Origin of the sequence: Dialister micraerophilus (assembly GCF_947090205.1) — a bacterium.
Taxonomy (GTDB): domain Bacteria; phylum Bacillota; class Negativicutes; order Veillonellales; family Dialisteraceae; genus Dialister; species Dialister micraerophilus.
This window is the reverse complement of the sequence record NZ_CAMUNF010000001.1, coordinates 66,991-86,103: the sequence shown is the minus strand read 5'-3', so window position 1 is coordinate 86,103 and position 19,113 is coordinate 66,991. Positions and strand designations below refer to the sequence as shown.

Sequence of the window (19,113 nt, the reverse complement as noted above, 5' to 3'; positions counted from 1 at the left end):
CTGTGAGGTGCAGTCCGAATCGTTAAGAGTAGGCACTGACGGAACTTCAACCGATATAATGAAGCTCGCATCGCAAAATGCCGTGCGTTGAGGTGGGCTTAGTCCAATTAGGGTGGTACCGCGGAATTTATCCTTTCGTCCCTTGCAAATGTGCAAGGCACGAAAGGTTTTTTTATGCGAATTTTGAATAGGAGGGATTTATATGAATATCACCAAAGAGAATTTACCGATTTTTATAAAAGCAAGAGGAGGTAAGTATCGTTGGTTGACAGTATCGACGTTGTTACTTGCTATAGGGACGATACTTCACTTAGTGTCACCGTCAATAGCGGGGATTACGCCGGGCTGGATGATTGCAACGTATGTAGCTGCAATTTTATTATTGAAGCCTTCTTATAGAAAATGTGCAGGAATTTGCTTGGTAGCGGCATTATTGGAAGTATTTACAAGTAAGTCTGCATTTCCTTATGGAGATTTTCCGGCTGAACTTGCAGGCGGATATGTTGCAGCATTTATAGTTCATGTATTACCTGAACTTAAAATAAAGAAATTTGATTTGAAACCGGCATTGGCAGGATTTTTTGCAACAGTAGTTAGTGGAGGTGTCTTTGTATCGATTTTAGTTTCAGTTATGGGAATTCCGATAAATGTATTATTGTATGCGATGCTTCCGATGGTAGTTTCAGTAGGTATTGCCAATGCAATTATTACTCCATTTATATATATACCTGCAAAAAATTTCTTTGATATGAGAATTTCCAAATCATCAAAAGAAATTGTTGAGAAAAATCATGAGGGACTTGTTTTTAAACAGAGTAATGAAGGAATTATAAGTTTGGAACATACATATTATTCATATCTTTCCGATGAACATTACGCGATAAAAGATATAAATCTTTCAATACAAAAAGGTGAATTTATAGTAATTACAGGTGAAAGCGGATCGGGTAAAAGTACATTACTTATGACAATGATAGGTGCAGCTCCAAATTATTTCGGAGGTACTTTAAAAGGAATGTGCTTTACTCTTGGAAAAGCGATTACTCAGTCAAGTGTATCCGAACTTTCTGAAAATATAGGTGTAATATTGGAAGATTATCAGTCGCAATTCGTGACAATGACAGTAGAAGAAGAAATGGCATTTACTCTTGAAAACAGAGGATATGATTATGAAGAAATTAGAAACAGAATAAAAGAAACATTGAAAGAAGTCGGACTTTCAGGAATGGAAAAATCCGCTGTAAATACACTTTCCGGCGGACAGAAACAAAGATTGATATTGGCTACCGTACTTGTTACAAATCCGGAAGTACTTATTATGGATTCTCCGGCATCTGCAATGGATCCTGAAGGTGTAAGTGCATTTTATGAAATGGTAGGAAGACTTAACCGTACAAGAAATATTACAGTGATAATAGCCGAACATGATTTGTCATCGGTTATGCCTTATGCATCAAGATTTGTATTGATGGAAAAAGGTGAAATTGCAAAAGACGGAACTCCAAAAGAAGTTATAGAGTATATGTATAATAACGGTATATATGAAGAAGCCATTCCACCGCTGAGCTTGGTTCAATTGGAATTGGAGCAAAAAGGATTCAATATAAATAAACCTTTTACAAAAATAGAAAATGCGGTGCTCTGTGTAAATGAGTTGGCGGGTGAAAGGAGATAAAATATGTTGGAAATGTCAAAAATATTTTTTAGATATAATAAAAAATCACCTATGATACTCAAAGGAATAAATATTTCCTTTAAAGAAGGCGAATTTGTTTGCATAGTAGGAAGAAACGGAAGTGGAAAAACCACTATAACAAGACTTTTAACCGGATTGGAAATGCCGGTTGAAGGTAAAATAATTCATGATGATGAAGATATAACTAAAATGAAAGCATCCGGAAGAAGCAGTTTTATAGGATATGTATTTCAGCAACCGGACAGACAAATGTTTATGCCTACAGTTGAAGAAGAAGTAGCTTTCGGTCCGATTCAAAAAGGTATAAAAGGACAAAAGTTGAAAGAAATAGTTGAAGAAGCCTTAGAAATTTGCAAAATAAGTGATTTAAGAAACAAATATCCTCGAACTTTGAATCGTGGAAATCAGCAAAGGGTAGCTATAGCATCTGCATTGGCGATGAAAACAAAGTATATTATATTGGATGAACCTACAAGCGGTCAGGATAATGCAGAGAAATTGCGTTTGGTAAAATTGATGAAAGATTTGGTAAGCAAAGGAATAGGTGTAATACTTGTAACGCATGATATGGATATAGTGGCGCAATATAGTGATCGTGTAATTGCTATTTCAAATAATAAAATTGCATTTGATGGAAACCCTGATGAACTTTTCAGCGGGAAGTATCATTTAAAAGAGTTGAAATTGGCATATCCTGATTCAGTATTACTTGGAAGAGAACTGAAAGGACAACCATATTGCAAAAATATGAATGTTTTTATGAAAGAGTTTGAACGAGTAAAAGGGGTAATATAAATGAGACATTTTGTTCCTTTAACTAAAATAATATTGACGCTGATAGTTGCGGTACTTGCAATATTTTTAAAAACACCGCACGCACTATTGACACTTTGCGGAGTTGAGTTATTAATTTTATTGGTATCAAATGAGTTATTTTCAAATATAAAAAGTATTTTCATGCTTTGTTTGTTTGCTGCATTTTTAGGTATTGTAGAAATACTTGGAGGAGGAACAAACGCTCAGGGATTGGAAGCTGCAATACGTATGATGGCAATGACTTTGATATTCATATACCTTTTAACAACAGTACGCCTTCAAGATCTTACAGCTACAATGGTATCTCAACTTAAAATTCCGACAGAATACGCATTTATGTTTACTGCAGGGCTTAGATTTATTCCTGACTTTTTGGAAGAAAATACTGCAGTAACTGAAGCTCAAGCTTGCAGAGGACTTGCTATAGAAGGCAATATATTCAAAAGATTGAAGAGATATATGTCTGTAGTAAAACCGCTTGTTTTGAGAGCGTTGGACAAGAGTGAAACAATGGCATTGGCACTGGAATTAAGAAGTTTCGGTACAACTAAAAAAGTAAAAGCCACACATGTATCGCTCAAGAAAAAAGATTGTATATTTTTGTTTATAATTATGCTTGTAACCGGTGGAGTTGTTTATGGACAGTGTTTATTGACAATTTAATTCATAATTTTTAAAATGATTATGAATTGAAATAAACATAATTATTTTAGGAGGATAAATGGATAATAGAAAAACTAAAATTGAAGACTTATCACATTTGGGAAATAAGAATACAAAATATGTATTTGAAACAACACCGGAAGTTTTGGAAGCGGTACCGAATTCTCATGAAGATAGAGATTATTTTGTTAAATTCAATTGTCCGGAATTTACAAGTCTTTGTCCGAAAACAGGTCAACCTGATTTTGCTACAATCTATATTTCATATGTGCCGGATAAATTTATAGTAGAAAGTAAATCATTGAAACTTTATCTTTTCAGTTATCGAAATCATGGAGCTTTTCACGAAGATTGCGTAAACATGATAATGGAAGATTTTATAAAACTTTTGAAACCAAGATATATTGAAGTATGGGGAAAATTTTTACCACGCGGTGGATTATCCATAGATCCGTATTGTAATTATGGCAAAAAAGGTACAAAGTGGGAAAGTGTAGCGGAAAACAGATTGATTAATCATGACATGTATCCTGAAATTGTAAATAATAGATAAAAAATCGATTGTATGGCAATACATACAATCGATTTTCAGTTATAACATATGATTCATGGATAGGTTTTCTGTTTTATTGTTATAGATAATTAGAGAAAAGAATTTATAAATTTTTAAACATAGGAAAAATTATAAAGAAATAATGGGGCAAATATAAAGTAAAAGACTCGTATTCTTGATTGTATTTGTGTATATGTAATTGTGATGGTTTAAGTTTTAGATTTTCGTAGCAATAATTGTAGGAATGTTTTATTTGAATTTTAAATATTGCAAACTGACAAAGTCAAAAGATGTTATTTAAAAAAAACGGATATAAGTAATTCTATGTAGTTGAATGTATTGTTCATCAGAATTTTATATTTAATTAGGTGTAGATGTTGAAGAGACTATAAGAGAAGGATTTGAAGTGATAAAAGTTTTGTATACCGTTGAATGATAAAAAGCGAAATATAATAAACATGAAATATGCTGAGAACATAATCGGGAACGGATTATACTATATATAGAAGTAAAAATGAAACCTTAAAATCACAAGTGGAGTATATAAAAATTGATACATTTGTGTAATACATAAAACATAAAATAAAGGATAGCTTATAAATGACAAAAAAGAACTTATTAACGAAAGTAGATTAATACGAAACAAATATCTGAAAGAATACAAACAGAAAATACAATCAGAAAATAAAATTAGAGAAGCTAGAAAAATATATATGTCAAGTTTAGACTTTATTATTATCCTTATTGCTTCTGGGAAATAATAAAAGAATAATTTATATATAAAAAGTGAAGCACTTAATTTTAAATTGCTGAAGTATTTGAAAATTATAAAATTGACTTAAACATGTAAATATCGTAATATTGAAATGTAAAAATTGGCAGAAAAAGCTTATTTTATAAGCGTAATATTTATAATCGGTCCATCGTGAGGATATTATAATTTTATAAAAATCAGCGTTTATCAGATGAGCAAAAGTTATGTAAATGGCTTACTGTTGGATTTAAAAGTAATGGAAAAGCGGTAATTTTTATGTTGAAATCAGAAAAGATAAAAGATTTTTTAAATGATAATAATGTTGATGCCATATTTATTCAAAAAGATGAAAATTGTAGATATTTGAGTGAATTTACCGGCTCAGACAGTTATCTTTTTTTAACAAAAGAAAATAAATATTTGATAACAGATAGTCGTTATACCGAACAAGCTGAAGCGGAAACAACAAATTTTGAAATTATTAACCATAAAGGACAAATCGGTAAAGTTATTGCAAATATTGTAAAATCCGAGCATATAAGTAAAATCGGTGTTGAGCGTAATTTTACTTATCGTTTTTATATGATGTTTAAAGAATTGATGGGAAATGTAATTTTCAGTTTTTGTTCTCCGGAGGTATTGAGAATTATTAAAACCGAAGAGGAAATTGCATGTGTGCGTGAAGCTTGCAGGATTTCCGATGTCGGTTTTGAAAAAACAATTCCATTTATAAAAGCCGGAAAAACTGAAGCACAATTAAGATCTATATTGGAATGTGCAATGTTGGAAGAAGGTTCGGAAGGAAAATCTTTTGACACTATAGTTGCATCAGGGATAAGATCTGCTATGCCACATGGAATTGCAACTGAAAAAGTTATTAATGAAGGTGAAATTATTACATTTGATTTCGGAGCTATTTATAAGGGTTATCATTCGGATATAACACGTACCGTTGCAATAGGAAATGTTCCGGAAAAATTGAAAAAGATATATAACATTATTTTTAATTGTGTTGAACAAGTAGAAAATATATTGAAACCGGGATTAAAAGCATCTTATGTAGATGAAATTGCGCGTGAAATTTTAAGAAAAGAAGGTATGGAAGAATATTTTACACATGCACTCGGTCACGGTGTAGGCTTAGAGGTACATGAGCCTCCCGTATTATCTCCAAGAGATTCTTCGGTATTACAAAAAAATACGGTTGTTACCGTTGAGCCGGGAATATATATATCAGGTTTGGGTGGAGTCAGAATAGAAGACACTACCGTATTAACTGAAGATGGAATATCTGTTTTAACAAAATATTCTAAAAAATTTTTGACATTGTAACAGGAGGATATGATGATTTCCAGTAATGATTTTCGTAATGGTGTAACTATTGAAATTGATGGTATGGTATGGCAAGTTGTAGAATTTCAACATGTGAAACCGGGAAAGGGTTCGGCATTTGTTCGTACAAAATTGAAAAATTTGAAAACAGGTTCTGTTGTTGAACGTACATTTAATGCAGGTGAAAAAATGCCTTCTGCACAAGTAGACAGAAAGCCGATGCAGTACTTATATGCAGCAGACGGTTCATATTATTTTATGGATATTGAAACGTACGATCAAATGATGCTTACAGATGAACAATTAGGTGATGCACTTAACTATATAAAAGAAGAAATGAAAATTACAGTTCTTTTGTTTAACGGAGAAGTTATCGGCGTTGAACTTCCGAATTCAGTAGAATTGAAAGTTGTAGAAACTGAACCCGGAATTAGGGGAGATACTGCAACAGGCGCAGTTAAAAATGCAAAAATGGAAACTGGTGTTAATGTAAAGGTACCTCTCTTTATCAATGAAGGCGAATTATTACGTATTGACACAAGAACTGGAACATACATTGAACGTGTAAAGTGAGAAAATAATGGAGTTTGTCGAATTTAAAAATAAACTCGGTTCAATTCGGATTTCTGATGAACTTATTGCCGATATTGCTCGCGATGTTGCCTTATCAACAGATGGAGTAAATAAAATGGACAGTTCTTTTGTTCATAGAATTCCTTCCGTAATAAATTTTGAAGATGCTGACGGTGTACGTGTATCTATTAGAAATAATGAAGTTGTAATAGGCTTATATATTTCTGTCAAACATGGAAAACGTATTCCCGAAGTTGCATTGCATTTGCAAGAATCAGTTAAAGAACAAATTTTAAAAATTACAGGTATTTCTGTAGAAGCTGTTCATGTAAACGTCGAAGATATTATTTTTTAGCCGATAAAAGTGAAAATGGATAATGATAAGATTTTAAAAGAAAGTAATATTGAAGAAATTTATAGCAAATTAGAAAAAGAAATATTAACAATTCCGGGAGTAGTGGAATTTACCGGAGGAGGATTTCAAAATATAGTTCAAGAAATCTCCAAAGTTATCGGTAAAAGAATGTGTAAAGGTATATTGATTAACTACAAAAAGGGATTTATAGATGTTAATATTTCAATATCGATAAAATCGGGATTTATGATTTTGGAATTGGGAAATGAAATTCAAAGAAAAGTTAAAGAAATTTTGAATGGATATACCGATAATATTGAGAACATAAATGTAACGATTACAGAAATTATCAAATAGGTGAAATATATGAAACGCAGATATTCCAGAGAATATGCATTAGAAGTACTATATGCTAATGAATTAAATCCTCAGACGGAAAAAATTAATTCTGAAATTTATAAAAAATTATCGAACTCAGGTAAGCAATTTGCTGAAAATTTAATAAATTCTGTTAGAGAAAATAATGAAGAAATTGATTTATTGATAAAAAAACATATAAAAAAATGGTCAATTAATCAGTTGAATGTAGTAGATAAAAATATATTGAGGATTGCTATAGCTGAAATGCTTTTTTTGAAAGATGAAAAGCAAGAAAAAAATGTGATTTTTAACGAAGCAATTGAAATAGCTAAAATATATGGCGGAAAAAATTCTTTTAAGTTTATAAATGGTATTTTAGAATCGGTATCAGGTGATATAAATGGCTAAATTTTTAGGTATAGATACCAGTTGTTATACAACGTCTGCAGCAATATATGATGGTGAAACCGGAAAGGTTTATGAAAAACGTAAAATTCTTTCTGTAAAACCGGGGAAACGCGGATTATCTCAATCAGAGATGGTATATCAACATGTACGTAATATTCCTGAAATTTTTAAAAATTTAAACACTTATATAAATGACATAAAAGGAATAGGTGTTTCAGCATTTCCCAGGAGGCGGGCAGATTCATTTATGCCTGCCTTTTTAGTAGGAAAAGGTTGTGCAAATGTTTTAGGAAGTACATTACACGTTCCTGTTTATGAATTCAGTCATCAGGAAAATCATACTATGGCTGCAATTTGTGATTTTCCGAATCTTTGGGGTAAAAAGCTTTATGTTATGCATTTATCCGGGGGAACAAACGATGTTGTTCGTGTGGATTGGGAAGATAATCAAATGATAATTTCTGATGTAATGCATTCATTGGATATTACTGCCGGACAGTATATAGATCGTATAGGTGTTGCATTGGGGTTGCAATTTCCTTGTGGTAAAGAACTTGAACTTTTAGCAGCTAAAGGAGAACATTTATATAATCCTCCTATTGCCGATGTAAAAAATGCGTTTAGTTTTGCGGGACCTGAAACGCAAGTACAAAAAGATATTCTTTCAAAAAAATTTACTAAAGAAAATATTGCACAAGGAGTATTAAAAACAATAGCAGATGCATTGATAAAAGGATTGACAAGAGCAAATCTTGACAAAGAAAGAGGTTTTATTGCCATAGGCGGTGTTATGGCGAATATATATCTAAGAGAACGTTTGATGAAATTTGCTGAAAAATATGGAATTTCAATGTATTTTGCGCAAAGTAAATATAGTACCGATAATTCAACGGGAAATGCTTTCGGGGCATATATGAGGTATAAAAGTGAAAGTTTATACTGTAAATGAGTGCTCGGAAATAATTTCAGAGTCTATAAAGAAAAATTATCTTAATAAAAATATCAATGTAGAAGGAACTGTAAGTTCTTTGCGTGAGCATTTTTCAGGAAACTGTTATTTTTCATTGATAGATGAGTCATATAAAATATCATGCAAAATAAATCATATGCATTTAAGTTTTGTAAAGAGAAAACTTAAATCCGGAGAAAAAGTAATAATTTCAGGGAACATATTATATGATAAATATTTCGGTAAACCTTTGCTTTTGGCTGAAAGAGTAATTGTTTCAGGGAAAAGTCAAATTCAAATTGAAAAAGAAAAACTTTTTAAAGAACTTGAAGAAAAAGGTTATTTTTCTGTTTATTCAAAAAAAGCTTTGCCGGAATATGTTTTTATTGTAGGAATTATAACTTCTAAATCCGGAGCGGTTGTTCATGATATTATAAAGACCGGACGTTTAAGAAATAAAAATGTTTCTTACTACATATATAACTCTGCCGTGCAAGGAGAAAAAGCCGCATTAGGAATGTCAAAAATGATTAAATTGGCGAATAAAAGTGATGTAAAACCCGATGTACTGATTATTGCAAGAGGTGGAGGCGCAGAAGAAGATTTTAGGCCTTTTAATGAGCGGATACTTTTAGATGCAGTTTATAATTCTGAAATACCTGTTGTTTCTGCGATAGGTCATGAAGTAGATGATGTATTATTGGATATGGTTGCGGACTATAGAGCATCTACACCTACGCAAGCTGCTGAACTTGTTGTTGAAGAAGAAAAAGTTTTGTACAGTAAAATTGAATTTCAATTAAATTGTTTGAAACAGGTATTTAAGTTTAAAATGGAAAATAAAAAATCCGATTTTATAATAAATCTGTATAAACTTAGAAAATCAATTAATAAAACAGTGCTTTTTGATAAAATGAATGAAATTATAATATTTTGCAGAAATTTGAAACAAGGATATATAAAAAATATTATAGCAATGCAAAAAAAGTGTATTGAAAATTTAATTAAATTGCAAGAATCATATATAAATAAGTTTTAAGGCGGTATTCGATGTCACAAAAATCCAATTCTTTTGAAAATGAAATAAAAAAGCTGGAAAATTCAGTTAATAATATAGAAAACAAAAATTTATCAATAGAAGAAATGTTGGTGGAGTTTAAATCCGGAACAATTGCAGCTAAAAAATGCTTGGAAATATTAAATGATGCTGAAAGTCAGATAAAACTTATATCTGAAGAAATTGATAATATTTTGGAAGAAAGTGTAAACGATGATAGAAAACATTTTGAAAGAAAAAAGGAATCTGATCAATAAACATTTGGCAGGTTTGTTAAAAATACAGAGACCTGAGCATAAAATATTATTTGATTCCATGAATTACAGTTTATTATCTAATGGTAAACGTATACGCGGATGTTTATTTTTGTTTATTTTAGAAATGTTTAAGGTTGATTATTTACAATATTTGGATATAGCTGCATCTGTTGAATGTGTGCATACATATTCTCTGATTCATGATGACTTGCCTTGCATGGATAATGATGATTATCGTAGAGGAATTCTTACAAATCATAAAAAATACGGTGAAGGAGTAGCTTTACAAGCAGGAGATGCATTATTGACATTTGCATTTCAATTAATTTCACAAGCAAAATTTTCTGCAAAAGACAGATGCAAATTAATTGAAATTCTTTCTATAGCTGCAGGTGCGGAAGGTATGGTAGCCGGACAAGTACATGATATACAAATTGAAAATAGATCAATAGAATTGGATGAATTGAAATTATTGGATAAATTTAAAACCGGACGTATGATAAAAGCACCCGTAGATATGGCTATTCAGTTAACACATATGTCTATATCCGATGCCGAGCAATTAAGAAAATTTGCAAAACATTTGGGACTTTTATTTCAAATTACCGATGATATACTTGATTATAAAGAAGATAACAATGAAATAAAAAACACTCATAAAAACACATATGTAAGTTTATTAGGACTTGAAAAAGCAAAATTGGCTGCAGAAGAAACGGCATATAAAGCAATTGAAGCATTGGAACTTATGCAAGTAGACAGCTATATATTGACGGAATTGGTGTTATATATACTTAACAGAAGAACATAGAAAGAGGAAAATTTTGTCTGAAAAAAAAGTAAAAAATAAAGTAAAAAAAGAAAGACTTGATGTTCTTTTAGTAGAACGGGGATTTTTTAACAGCAGAGAAAATGCAAAAAGACACATTATGGCGGGTATAATATTAGTTGACAATATGCCTGTGGATAAACCCGGAACAAAAGTATATATAGACTCCGAGCTTCGTATAAAAGGGAAAATCATGCCTTATGTAGGTCGAGGTGGATATAAACTTGAAAAAGCATTGGAATCATTTAATATAGATTTAAATAATTCAGTAATGATGGATATAGGTGCGTCTACGGGAGGATTTACGGATTGTGCACTTCAAAAAGGAGCAAAAAAAGTTTTTGCTGTAGATGTAGGAACAAATCAATTAGATTGGAAATTACGCAGTGATTGTCGTGTAGTAAATATGGAAAAGACAAATATAAAAGAAGTTACACTTGAGCGTATAGGTGAGAAAGTAGATTTTATTTCTACAGATATATCATTTATTTCAGTATTGAAGATTATACCGGCTGTAAATTTAATATTAAAAGATGACGGAAATCTTGTTATTTTAATAAAGCCTCAATTTGAAGCGGGAAAAGAGAAAGTTCAAAAAGGTGGAATTGTTAAAGATTCACAAGTTCATCGTGATGTTATATTGAAAGTATTGGAAAAATTTGAAGAATCCGGTTTATATACATGGGGATTGACATATTCGCCTATTAAAGGTGGAAGTGGAAATATTGAATTTTTAGCTTGGTTGCGAAAAAATCAGTGTAGCGATATCAATAATAAATCTATTGAAAATGTAGTACTTTCAGCGCATAAAGAATTGGGAGTGAACATATGAATGTAGGAATTTTTCCTAACATGAGTAAATCAAATTTATATAAATTTTGGAATGAATTTATTGAATATTTGAAGTTGAAAAACATTCAATATTATATTCCGAAAAGTTATTTTGAAGAATTCAAAAAAAATAATATTGAAATTGATGAAAATCATTTCAAGTCCATAGAATGGATAGGAAAAAATTCAAGGTATATATTTTCAATAGGTGGAGACGGTTCTTTTTTGAATGCCTCAAAAAAAATGGCGGATTATTCCGTTTCAATTGCCGGTATACATTTAGGTGATTTGGGATTTCTTAATTCTATAGCTGTAAATGACTTTAAAAACAGAATCAACCAATTAATAGATGGTGATTATATAGAAGAGAAGCGTGCATTTTTAGAAGCGAAAATAATTTATTCCAACGGTAATTTAAAAATACTTCATCCTGCACTTAACGATGTAGTGATAGGTAGGGGAAGAATCGGAACAATGGTAAGAATGAATTTGTTTGTAAATCAAATTTTTGCAAAACAATATCCTGCAGACGGAATGGTTTTTTCAACTGCAACCGGTTCTACCGGATATTCATTATCTTGTGGAGGACCTATATTGTTTCCTTGTTCGGAACAGTTTTTGGTAGTACCGGTTTGTGCGCATATATCTAAAAAATTTCCTATAGTTTTGAATCCTAGTGATATAGTGACAATAACAATACCGGAAAGGCAAAAATCAATAGAAGTATCTATTGACGGAGAAATGTCCGAATCGTTATCATATGGAGACAGATTGGAAATATCTATTATTAAGAAGAATATCAATTTTATACGATTTAAAAATCAAAATTTTTTAGAAATGCTTAATGAAAAATTATAATGAAATTCATTCAATTATATTGAATATTTTTCCATTTTTATATATATTTAGTTATAGTTATGTAATATGATACAGTAGTGTGTGCGATATGGAAGGAGTAAATCATATGAAGCGATACAGAAGTATGAAAATTAAAGAAATAATACAATCTCAAGTAATTGAAACACAGGAAGAACTCGCAGAAGCTTTACAAAAAGAGGGTATCGCTGTAACACAAGCAACGGTATCCAGAGATATTAAAGATTTGATGCTCGTTAAAATTCCTTATAAAGATGGAAAATATCGTTATGCATTATCTACAGATAATCAGCCGGTTATGTCGAAAACACATAAATCTATTTTGTTTCAAGAAGCAATTACTAAAATTGACAGTACGATGAATTTTGTTGTAATTCATACATTACCTGGTTCTGCAAATTCTGTCGCATATATAATTGATCAAGGACACGAAAAAGAAGTATTGGGAACTATAGCAGGTGACGATACAATTTTAGTTATTTTGAGAAGTCCTGAAGATATTGAAGTTTTTATGAAGAGAATTCAACAATTATTGGAAAGTTAAGAGGTAAAAAATGCTTCGAAGTCTTCATATTTCAAATTTTGCAATTATTAAAGATATTGAAATGGAACTTGGTGATGGTGTTACTGTATTTACAGGTGAAACTGGTTCAGGAAAATCTATTTTGGTAGATGCACTTTCACTTTTAGCGGGTAAGCGTGGCAGCACGGATTTAATTCGGAGTGGAGAAGATTTTTTTTGTGTTGAAGGAATTTTTTCAATAAATAAGTCAATTGTTTCCCTTCTTTCGGAATTTGAAGTGAATGATGACAATGAAGACATTATTATATCAAGAAAAATGAACAAATCCGGTAAAAGTACTTGTACTGTTAATGGATTTTTTTGTTCGGTAAAAAAACTTGAAGAAATAGGTAAAAAACTTTTTCGATTTCATGAGCAATATGATAATACCGATTTATTGAATTCTGATTTTTGTAAAAGAATTATAGATAATTTCAGTGTAGAGATAAAATCTGCATGGAATGAATATAGCAAAATTTATTCTGATTGGAAAACCACAAAAAGTAAAATTGAAAAACTTAATAAAGAAGAACAGGAATATCAGCGTAAGCTGGATGTTTTATTGTGGGAAACGCAACAAATAGAAGATGCTAGAATTTGTTTGGAAGAAGATAGTAAAATTGCACAAAAATTATCTGTTTTGCAAAATTATGAACGTATACAAGACGGTTTGCAAACAGTATCCAATATCCTTTCTGAAGAAAACGGCATACAAGATAAACTGTCAGTTGCTGAAAAGGAAATATCTCGTATAAGTAAGTATGATAAAGATTTAGATTCAACAGCGTCAGAGTTGGAATCAATAAAATTTTCGATTGAAGAAATTATAAATAATATAGGAAATCATTTAAGCTTGCTTGATTTTTCCGAAAATGAATTGGATGAATTAAATCAAAGAGATGAAGTACTTAAAAATCTTATGCGTAAATTCGGACCTTCACTGGAAGATGTACTTAATTATTATGAAAAAGCACTTAAAGAAATAGATGAAATTCAAAAAATGTTTTTTGATAAAGAAAGTTTGTTGGAATTATTAAAAAAACAGAATGATGTTTTATCTGAAAAGTCAAAAATTTTATATAAATTAAGAGAAAAAGAAGGAAAGAAATTTTGCGATTTATTGGTAAATTCTCTTAAAGATATGTCAATTAAAGCTGCTTCTATGGAACTTAGAATGATTCCATCTCAAGAACCTACAGCTATCGGAGTAGATTCTATGGAATTTTATTTTTCAGCAAATGAAGGTGAGCCGTTGAAGCCGATGAAGGATATTGCATCCGGAGGAGAATTATCAAGAATTTCGCTTGCAATTGAAATAATTACATCAAACTTATGGGGTAAAAATACTATGATTTTTGATGAAATTGATACAGGAATAAGCGGGAAAGTTGCTGTTGAAGTTGCAAGTAAATTGAAAATGTTATCTAAAAACACTCAAGTTTTATGCATCACACACTTACCGCAAACTGCAAGTATAGCAGATGCACATTACAGAATTGAAAAATTTGTAGAGAATGGACGAACATTAAGTGTTTTGAAAAAATTGAGTCATGAAGAGCATTTACAAGACATAGCTTTTATGATTTCCGGCAGTGATTCAAGTAAAAGTGCATTGGATTCTGCTAAAGAAATTGAGAAAGTAATAAAGAACAGTGAAAGAAGGGTTTAGTATGATTCGAATTTTAGTTAACGGTGCAAGTGGGCGCATGGGAAGTGAAGTAGTGCGTGCATTGGTAAATGAAAAAGATTTATCATTAGTTGCTGCTGTTGATCCCAAGCAAGCAGGAAAAGATGCCGGTGAAGTTGCAGGTATAGCTGCAAACGGTATTAAAATAGTTGCCACTTTGGAAGAAGGATTTTTGTCAAAACCTGACGTAGTAGTGGATTTTACAACACCGAAAGTAATATTTGAAAATGCAAAAAAAGTATTAAATGCAAAAATTCATATAGTTATAGGTACTACAGGATTAACTGAAGAGCAGCGGAAAGCGTTATCGGAAATTTCAGAAAAAACAGGAGCTAATGCACTTATTGCTCCGAATTTTTCATTGGGTGCGGTACTTTTAATGAAAGCATCGGCTGAAATTTCAAAATATTTACCAAATGCTGAAATTATTGAATTACATCACAATAACAAATTGGATGCGCCATCAGGTACAGCAAAATTGACAGCTGAAAAAATGGCACAAGCAAGAACTTTGGATATGCTTGAAGATAAAACATCTGAAAGTTTGGAAGGAGCTCGCGGAGGAAAATATAAAGGAATTCATATTCATAGCGTAAGACTTCCGGGATTTGTAGCACATCAAGAAGTAATTTTCGGTGGATTTGGAGAAGTATTAACGATAAGACATGATTCTATGAATCGAACATCATTTATGCCGGGAGTTATGATTGCTTGCAGGAAAGTGGCTTCAGTTCATGGAGTTACATATGGCTTGGAAAAATATTTATGAAGAGGTAAATTATGGATAAAAAACCGAATATTGCTGTTTTAGGTGCAAGTGGAGCAGTTGGGAAAGAGTTCATTAAGTTGATAAAAGACAGAAATTTTCCATTTAATAAAATAAAATTATTGGCTTCGGAAAAATCTGCCGGAACAAAAATGCTTGTTTGTGGAAAAGTTCTTACTGTAGAAGAAGCTAAACCGGAATCGTTTGATAATATAGATATTGCTTTTTTTGCAGGTGGATCTATAAGTAAAATATTGGCACCTGAAGCGGTAAAACGTGGTGCAATTGTTATTGATAATTCCAGTGCATTTCGTATGGAATCTGATGTTCCGTTAGTTATTCCGGAAATAAATGCAGATGACATTAAAATGCATAAGGGAATTATTGCAAATCCGAATTGCTCTACGATTATTATGTTGGTGGCTTTAAATCCTATTCATAAATTATCACCTATAAAACGAATAATAGTGAGTACATATCAAGCTGTGTCTGGTGCAGGTAAAGATGCAGTTGAAGAATTGATATTGGAAACAAAAGAATATTTTAAAGGCGAAGAATATCAAGCTAAAATTTTACCATATGCATCTGCTGAAAAGCATTATACGATTGCATTCAATCTGATTCCGCACATTGATAAATTTATGGACAATGCGTATACAAAAGAAGAAATGAAAATGGTTAATGAAACTCATAAAATTCTTCATGACGATTCGATTGCTATTACGGCGACAACAGTTAGAGTACCTGTATTTAGAAGTCATTCAGAATCAATATATATTGAAACTCAAGATATAGTAGATATAGAAAAAATAAAAGAAATGATGGATGACTCTCCAGGTGTTGAATTGAGAGATGATATATCGGAAATGATTTATCCGATGCCGATTGAAGCAACAAATTTCTACGATGTATCTGTAGGAAGAATACGTAAAGATTTATATAATGAAAGAGGAATAAATCTTTGGATTTCAGGAGATCAATTGTTGAAAGGTGCAGCATTGAATGCATTGCAAATAGCAGAATATATAATTGAAAACAATTTAATTTAAAACGGGGAGTGTGAAAATATGAATAATTTCGGACGTGTAATAACGGCTATGATAACACCTTTTGATCAAGAAGGAAATGTAAATTATGGAGGAGTGTCAGAGTTATCCAAATACTTGGTTGATCACGGTTCGGAAGGTATTTTAGCAGGTGGAACAACAGGTGAAGGTGCTACGCTTTCTGAAGAAGAAAAGATTAAATTATATAAAACTGTAATTGAATCTGTGGGAGATAAAGCATATGTAATAGGTAATGCAGGCGGTATTGATACTGAAAGCATAATAAGATTTATAAAAAAAATAGAAAATATAGGACTTGATGCATTGCTTGTTATTGTTCCTTTTTATGTAAAACCTACTCAAGAAGGTATGTACAGACATTTTAAAAAGATTGCAGATTCAACAAAACTTCCTATAATTTTATATAATGTTCCAGGAAGAACAGGTGCGAATATATTACCTGAAACTGTAAAGAGACTTACGGATGTATGTGAAAATATAGTAGGAATAAAAGATGCTGTAGGTAATTGGGAACAAACAACCAAAGAGAGAATTCTTTTACCGGAGAATTTTTTGATTTACAGCGGAGATGATTCGTTCACATTACCTCTTATTTCAATTGGCGGTGCAGGAGTTATAAGCGTAGCAAGTCATATAATCGGAGATGAAATGCTTGAACTTGTGAAAGCTGCTGAGTCAGGTAACTTAAAAGAAGCTGCAAAAATACATTTAAAATATTACAGAATGATGAAAGAACTTTTCTTTATAACAAATCCTATTCCTGTGAAAACCGCAATAAATTTGATGGGACTTCCGGGAGGAACGTTTAGACTTCCTATGGTAGAGGCATCTGAAAAGGAAGAAAATTTCGTAAAAGATTTGTTGAAATTTTATGGTAAGATATAGTGTTTTAAAATAAAAAAGTATCAGTTTATAACTGATACTTTTTTTATTAGTTTAAGAGGTAAAAATTTATATAGAATTTGAAGAACCGACAACTTTTTCGATTTTATGCATAACCATTTCTTTTACTGCATTTCTTCCTTCTTTTAAATATTTACGCGGGTCAAAATTTTCTGGATGTTCAATAAGTGCTTGGCGAACTGCTGCAGTCATGGCTAAACGTATATCGGTGTCGATATTTATTTTACAAACTGCCATTGTAGCAGCTTTTCTTAGCATTTCTTCAGGAACACCTTTTGCACCGTTTACTTTTCCGCCATATTCATTACACTTCTTTACATAATGTTGAATGACTGTAGAAGCACCATGAAGCACAATCGGATAATCCGGCAACAACTTACCTATTTTTTCAAGTCTTTCATAATCAAGATAAGGTTCCCCACTGTATTTATATGCACCGTGGCTTGTTCCTATAGCTATTGCAAGTGAATCACATCCGGTTTTTTCTACGAATTCAACTGCTTGGTCAGGATCTGTAAAAATGGCATCTTTCGCGTCTACACTTACCAAATCTTCGACACCTGCAAGTCTTCCTAATTCAGCTTCAACAACAACACCATGAGCGTGTGCGTATTCTACAACCTGCTTTGTAATTTCTATATTTTTTTCAAAATCATGTCTTGAACCGTCATACATTACAGAAGTAAATCCTCCATCAATGCATTCTTTACAAACTTCAAAGCAAGAACCATGATCCAAATGAATTGCAACCGGTATTTCAGGATATTGAGCGGAAGCTGTTTTTATAAGACTTACAATGTAATTTTGTCCGGCATATTGTCTAGCACCTTCAGATGCTTGTAAAATTACTGCAGATTTCTTCTCATGTGCAGCTTCCATTATTCCTTGTACAATTTCCATATTATTTACGTTAAATGCTCCTATAGCATACTTTCCAATATATGCTTTTTTGAGCATTTCTTTTGTTCCTACTATTGGCATTATAAACATCCTTTCGTTGTTCACAATTAAAATATAACGTGAATGATAGAAATAATATTAATCACTTTCATTATACTCGAGTAATATTTCTTTTTCCATAATTTAAAGTATATAAATAAAATTTGTATAATTTGCATATTAAGCAAAATTAAATTATATGTGGTAAAATTTAATTTAAGAAATGCGATTTAATTAATTTAATTAAGGAGATTTTATATGGCTAAGGATTATTCATTTGATGTTGTTTGCAGAACTGATTTACAAGAAGTTAATAATGCTGTTAATCAGGCTTCAAAAGAAATTGCAACAAGATATGATTTTAAAGGAAGTAAAAGTAAAATAAGTTTAACCGAAGAAAATGAGATTGTTTTAATCGGGGATGATGATTTTAAATTGAAGTTGGTCCGTGAAATTTTAAACGGTAAATTGGTAAAACGTGGAATATCTTTAAAAAATATTATAGAGCATAAAAAAGAAGCAGCTGCAGGTGGAACCGTAAGGCAAGTTTTGGAACTTAAAAATGGAATTTCCTCTGAAACAGCAAAAAAAATAGTGAAACTTGTAAAGAGTTCAAAAATAAAAGTTCAAGCTAAAATAAATTCCGATGAAGTAAGAATAAGCGGAAGAGATAAAGATAATTTGCAAGAATGTATTTCATTTTTGAAGGAGCAAGATCTTGATATTGATTTACAGTTTGTAAATTATAGATAATAAATATAATTTAAGTCGACTACTGAAAAATAAATTTAGCAGTCGACTTTTTTAATGCAATTTATTATGATGTTTATCAATAAGTAAGTTATAATAAAATTGTTTGTGATTTAAAAATTTGTAAGAT

At 31.3% G+C, this 19,113-nt stretch carries 22 protein-coding genes and 1 other annotated feature (1 of these 23 only partly in view); of the genes, 21 read left to right on the top strand and 1 reads right to left on the bottom strand.

What is annotated here, in order from left to right; all coding sequences use genetic code 11:
* Window positions 1-146: a binding site (T-box leader), on the top strand; it begins 96 nt to the left of the window's first position.
* Between the two features lie 56 nt (window positions 147-202).
* The 20 genes from P6922_RS00430 (at window position 203) to dapA (ending at window position 17,276) form a co-directional block, all read left to right on the top strand.
* Window positions 203-1,675, top strand: a complete 1,473-nt coding sequence (locus P6922_RS00430) for a tryptophan transporter (RefSeq protein ID WP_276873432.1) — start codon at window positions 203-205, stop codon at window positions 1,673-1,675.
* A 3-nt stretch (window positions 1,676-1,678) separates the two neighbouring features.
* Window positions 1,679-2,491, top strand: coding sequence for an energy-coupling factor ABC transporter ATP-binding protein (locus tag P6922_RS00425; RefSeq protein ID WP_276873431.1), 813 nt, complete (start codon window positions 1,679-1,681; stop codon window positions 2,489-2,491).
* Window positions 2,492-3,175 (top strand): energy-coupling factor transporter transmembrane component T family protein, encoded by a 684-nt coding sequence (locus P6922_RS00420; protein WP_276873428.1) that lies wholly within the window; start codon window positions 2,492-2,494, stop codon window positions 3,173-3,175.
* A gap of 58 nt (window positions 3,176-3,233) precedes the next feature.
* A complete protein-coding gene (queF, locus tag P6922_RS00415; protein ID WP_276873425.1) occupies window positions 3,234-3,728 on the top strand; it encodes a preQ(1) synthase in 495 nt (164 codons plus the stop codon).
* 1,030 nt (window positions 3,729-4,758) lie between these two features.
* Window positions 4,759-5,814 carry a M24 family metallopeptidase gene (locus tag P6922_RS00410; protein WP_276873423.1) on the top strand — a complete coding sequence of 352 codons (1,056 nt, stop codon included), beginning with the start codon at window positions 4,759-4,761 and terminating at the stop codon, window positions 5,812-5,814.
* Window positions 5,815-5,826: 12 nt separating this feature from the next.
* Window positions 5,827-6,387, top strand: coding sequence for an elongation factor P (gene efp / locus P6922_RS00405; RefSeq protein ID WP_276873421.1), 561 nt, complete (start codon window positions 5,827-5,829; stop codon window positions 6,385-6,387).
* 7 nt (window positions 6,388-6,394) lie between these two features.
* Complete coding sequence (locus P6922_RS00400) at window positions 6,395-6,742, top strand: Asp23/Gls24 family envelope stress response protein (RefSeq protein WP_007554406.1); 348 nt, start codon at window positions 6,395-6,397, stop codon at window positions 6,740-6,742.
* 15 nt (window positions 6,743-6,757) lie between these two features.
* Entirely contained in the window at window positions 6,758-7,099 is a 342-nt protein-coding gene (locus P6922_RS00395) for an Asp23/Gls24 family envelope stress response protein (RefSeq protein WP_007555506.1), read from the top strand.
* 9 nt (window positions 7,100-7,108) lie between these two features.
* Window positions 7,109-7,510 (top strand): transcription antitermination factor NusB, encoded by a 402-nt coding sequence (gene nusB / locus P6922_RS00390; protein WP_276873419.1) that lies wholly within the window; start codon window positions 7,109-7,111, stop codon window positions 7,508-7,510.
* Complete coding sequence (locus P6922_RS00385; RefSeq protein ID WP_276873417.1) at window positions 7,503-8,459, top strand: tRNA (adenosine(37)-N6)-threonylcarbamoyltransferase complex transferase subunit TsaD; 957 nt, start codon at window positions 7,503-7,505, stop codon at window positions 8,457-8,459. Before nusB ends, P6922_RS00385 begins: the two co-directional genes overlap by 8 nt.
* On the top strand, window positions 8,437-9,498 hold the full coding sequence (gene xseA / locus P6922_RS00380; protein WP_276873414.1) for an exodeoxyribonuclease VII large subunit: 1,062 nt from the start codon (window positions 8,437-8,439) through the stop codon (window positions 9,496-9,498). Before P6922_RS00385 ends, xseA begins: the two co-directional genes overlap by 23 nt.
* Window positions 9,499-9,509: 11 nt before the next feature.
* Window positions 9,510-9,773: an exodeoxyribonuclease VII small subunit gene (gene xseB / locus P6922_RS00375; RefSeq protein WP_007554409.1), complete on the top strand. Its 264-nt coding sequence runs from the start codon at window positions 9,510-9,512 to the stop codon at window positions 9,771-9,773.
* A complete protein-coding gene (locus P6922_RS00370) occupies window positions 9,730-10,584 on the top strand; it encodes a polyprenyl synthetase family protein (RefSeq protein ID WP_276873411.1) in 855 nt (284 codons plus the stop codon). The genes xseB and P6922_RS00370 overlap by 44 nt, the downstream gene beginning before the upstream one ends.
* Before the next feature lie 13 nt (window positions 10,585-10,597).
* Complete coding sequence (locus P6922_RS00365; protein ID WP_276873409.1) at window positions 10,598-11,434, top strand: TlyA family RNA methyltransferase; 837 nt, start codon at window positions 10,598-10,600, stop codon at window positions 11,432-11,434.
* Entirely contained in the window at window positions 11,431-12,291 is an 861-nt protein-coding gene (locus P6922_RS00360) for an NAD(+)/NADH kinase (protein ID WP_276873407.1), read from the top strand. Before P6922_RS00365 ends, P6922_RS00360 begins: the two co-directional genes overlap by 4 nt.
* A 106-nt stretch (window positions 12,292-12,397) precedes the next feature.
* Window positions 12,398-12,853: an arginine repressor gene (gene argR, locus P6922_RS00355; protein WP_007554435.1), complete on the top strand. Its 456-nt coding sequence runs from the start codon at window positions 12,398-12,400 to the stop codon at window positions 12,851-12,853.
* Window positions 12,854-12,863: 10 nt separating this feature from the next.
* A complete protein-coding gene (gene recN, locus P6922_RS00350; protein ID WP_276873403.1) occupies window positions 12,864-14,540 on the top strand; it encodes a DNA repair protein RecN in 1,677 nt (558 codons plus the stop codon).
* Window position 14,541: 1 nt separating this feature from the next.
* Entirely contained in the window at window positions 14,542-15,327 is a 786-nt protein-coding gene (gene dapB, locus P6922_RS00345; RefSeq protein ID WP_276873401.1) for a 4-hydroxy-tetrahydrodipicolinate reductase, read from the top strand.
* An 11-nt stretch (window positions 15,328-15,338) separates the two neighbouring features.
* Window positions 15,339-16,373: an aspartate-semialdehyde dehydrogenase gene (locus P6922_RS00340; RefSeq protein ID WP_276873399.1), complete on the top strand. Its 1,035-nt coding sequence runs from the start codon at window positions 15,339-15,341 to the stop codon at window positions 16,371-16,373.
* Window positions 16,374-16,391: 18 nt separating this feature from the next.
* Window positions 16,392-17,276: a 4-hydroxy-tetrahydrodipicolinate synthase gene (gene dapA, locus P6922_RS00335; RefSeq protein ID WP_276873397.1), complete on the top strand. Its 885-nt coding sequence runs from the start codon at window positions 16,392-16,394 to the stop codon at window positions 17,274-17,276.
* Window positions 17,277-17,342: 66 nt separating this feature from the next.
* On the opposite strand, the gene fba is transcribed toward dapA, so the two are convergent.
* A complete protein-coding gene (gene fba, locus P6922_RS00330) occupies window positions 17,343-18,275 on the bottom strand; it encodes a class II fructose-1,6-bisphosphate aldolase (RefSeq protein WP_276873395.1) in 933 nt (310 codons plus the stop codon).
* Between the two features lie 216 nt (window positions 18,276-18,491).
* On the opposite strand from fba, the gene P6922_RS00325 reads away from it, so the two are divergent.
* Window positions 18,492-18,986, top strand: a complete 495-nt coding sequence (locus tag P6922_RS00325; RefSeq protein ID WP_007554273.1) for a YajQ family cyclic di-GMP-binding protein — start codon at window positions 18,492-18,494, stop codon at window positions 18,984-18,986.
* Window positions 18,987-19,113 lie beyond the last annotated feature (127 nt).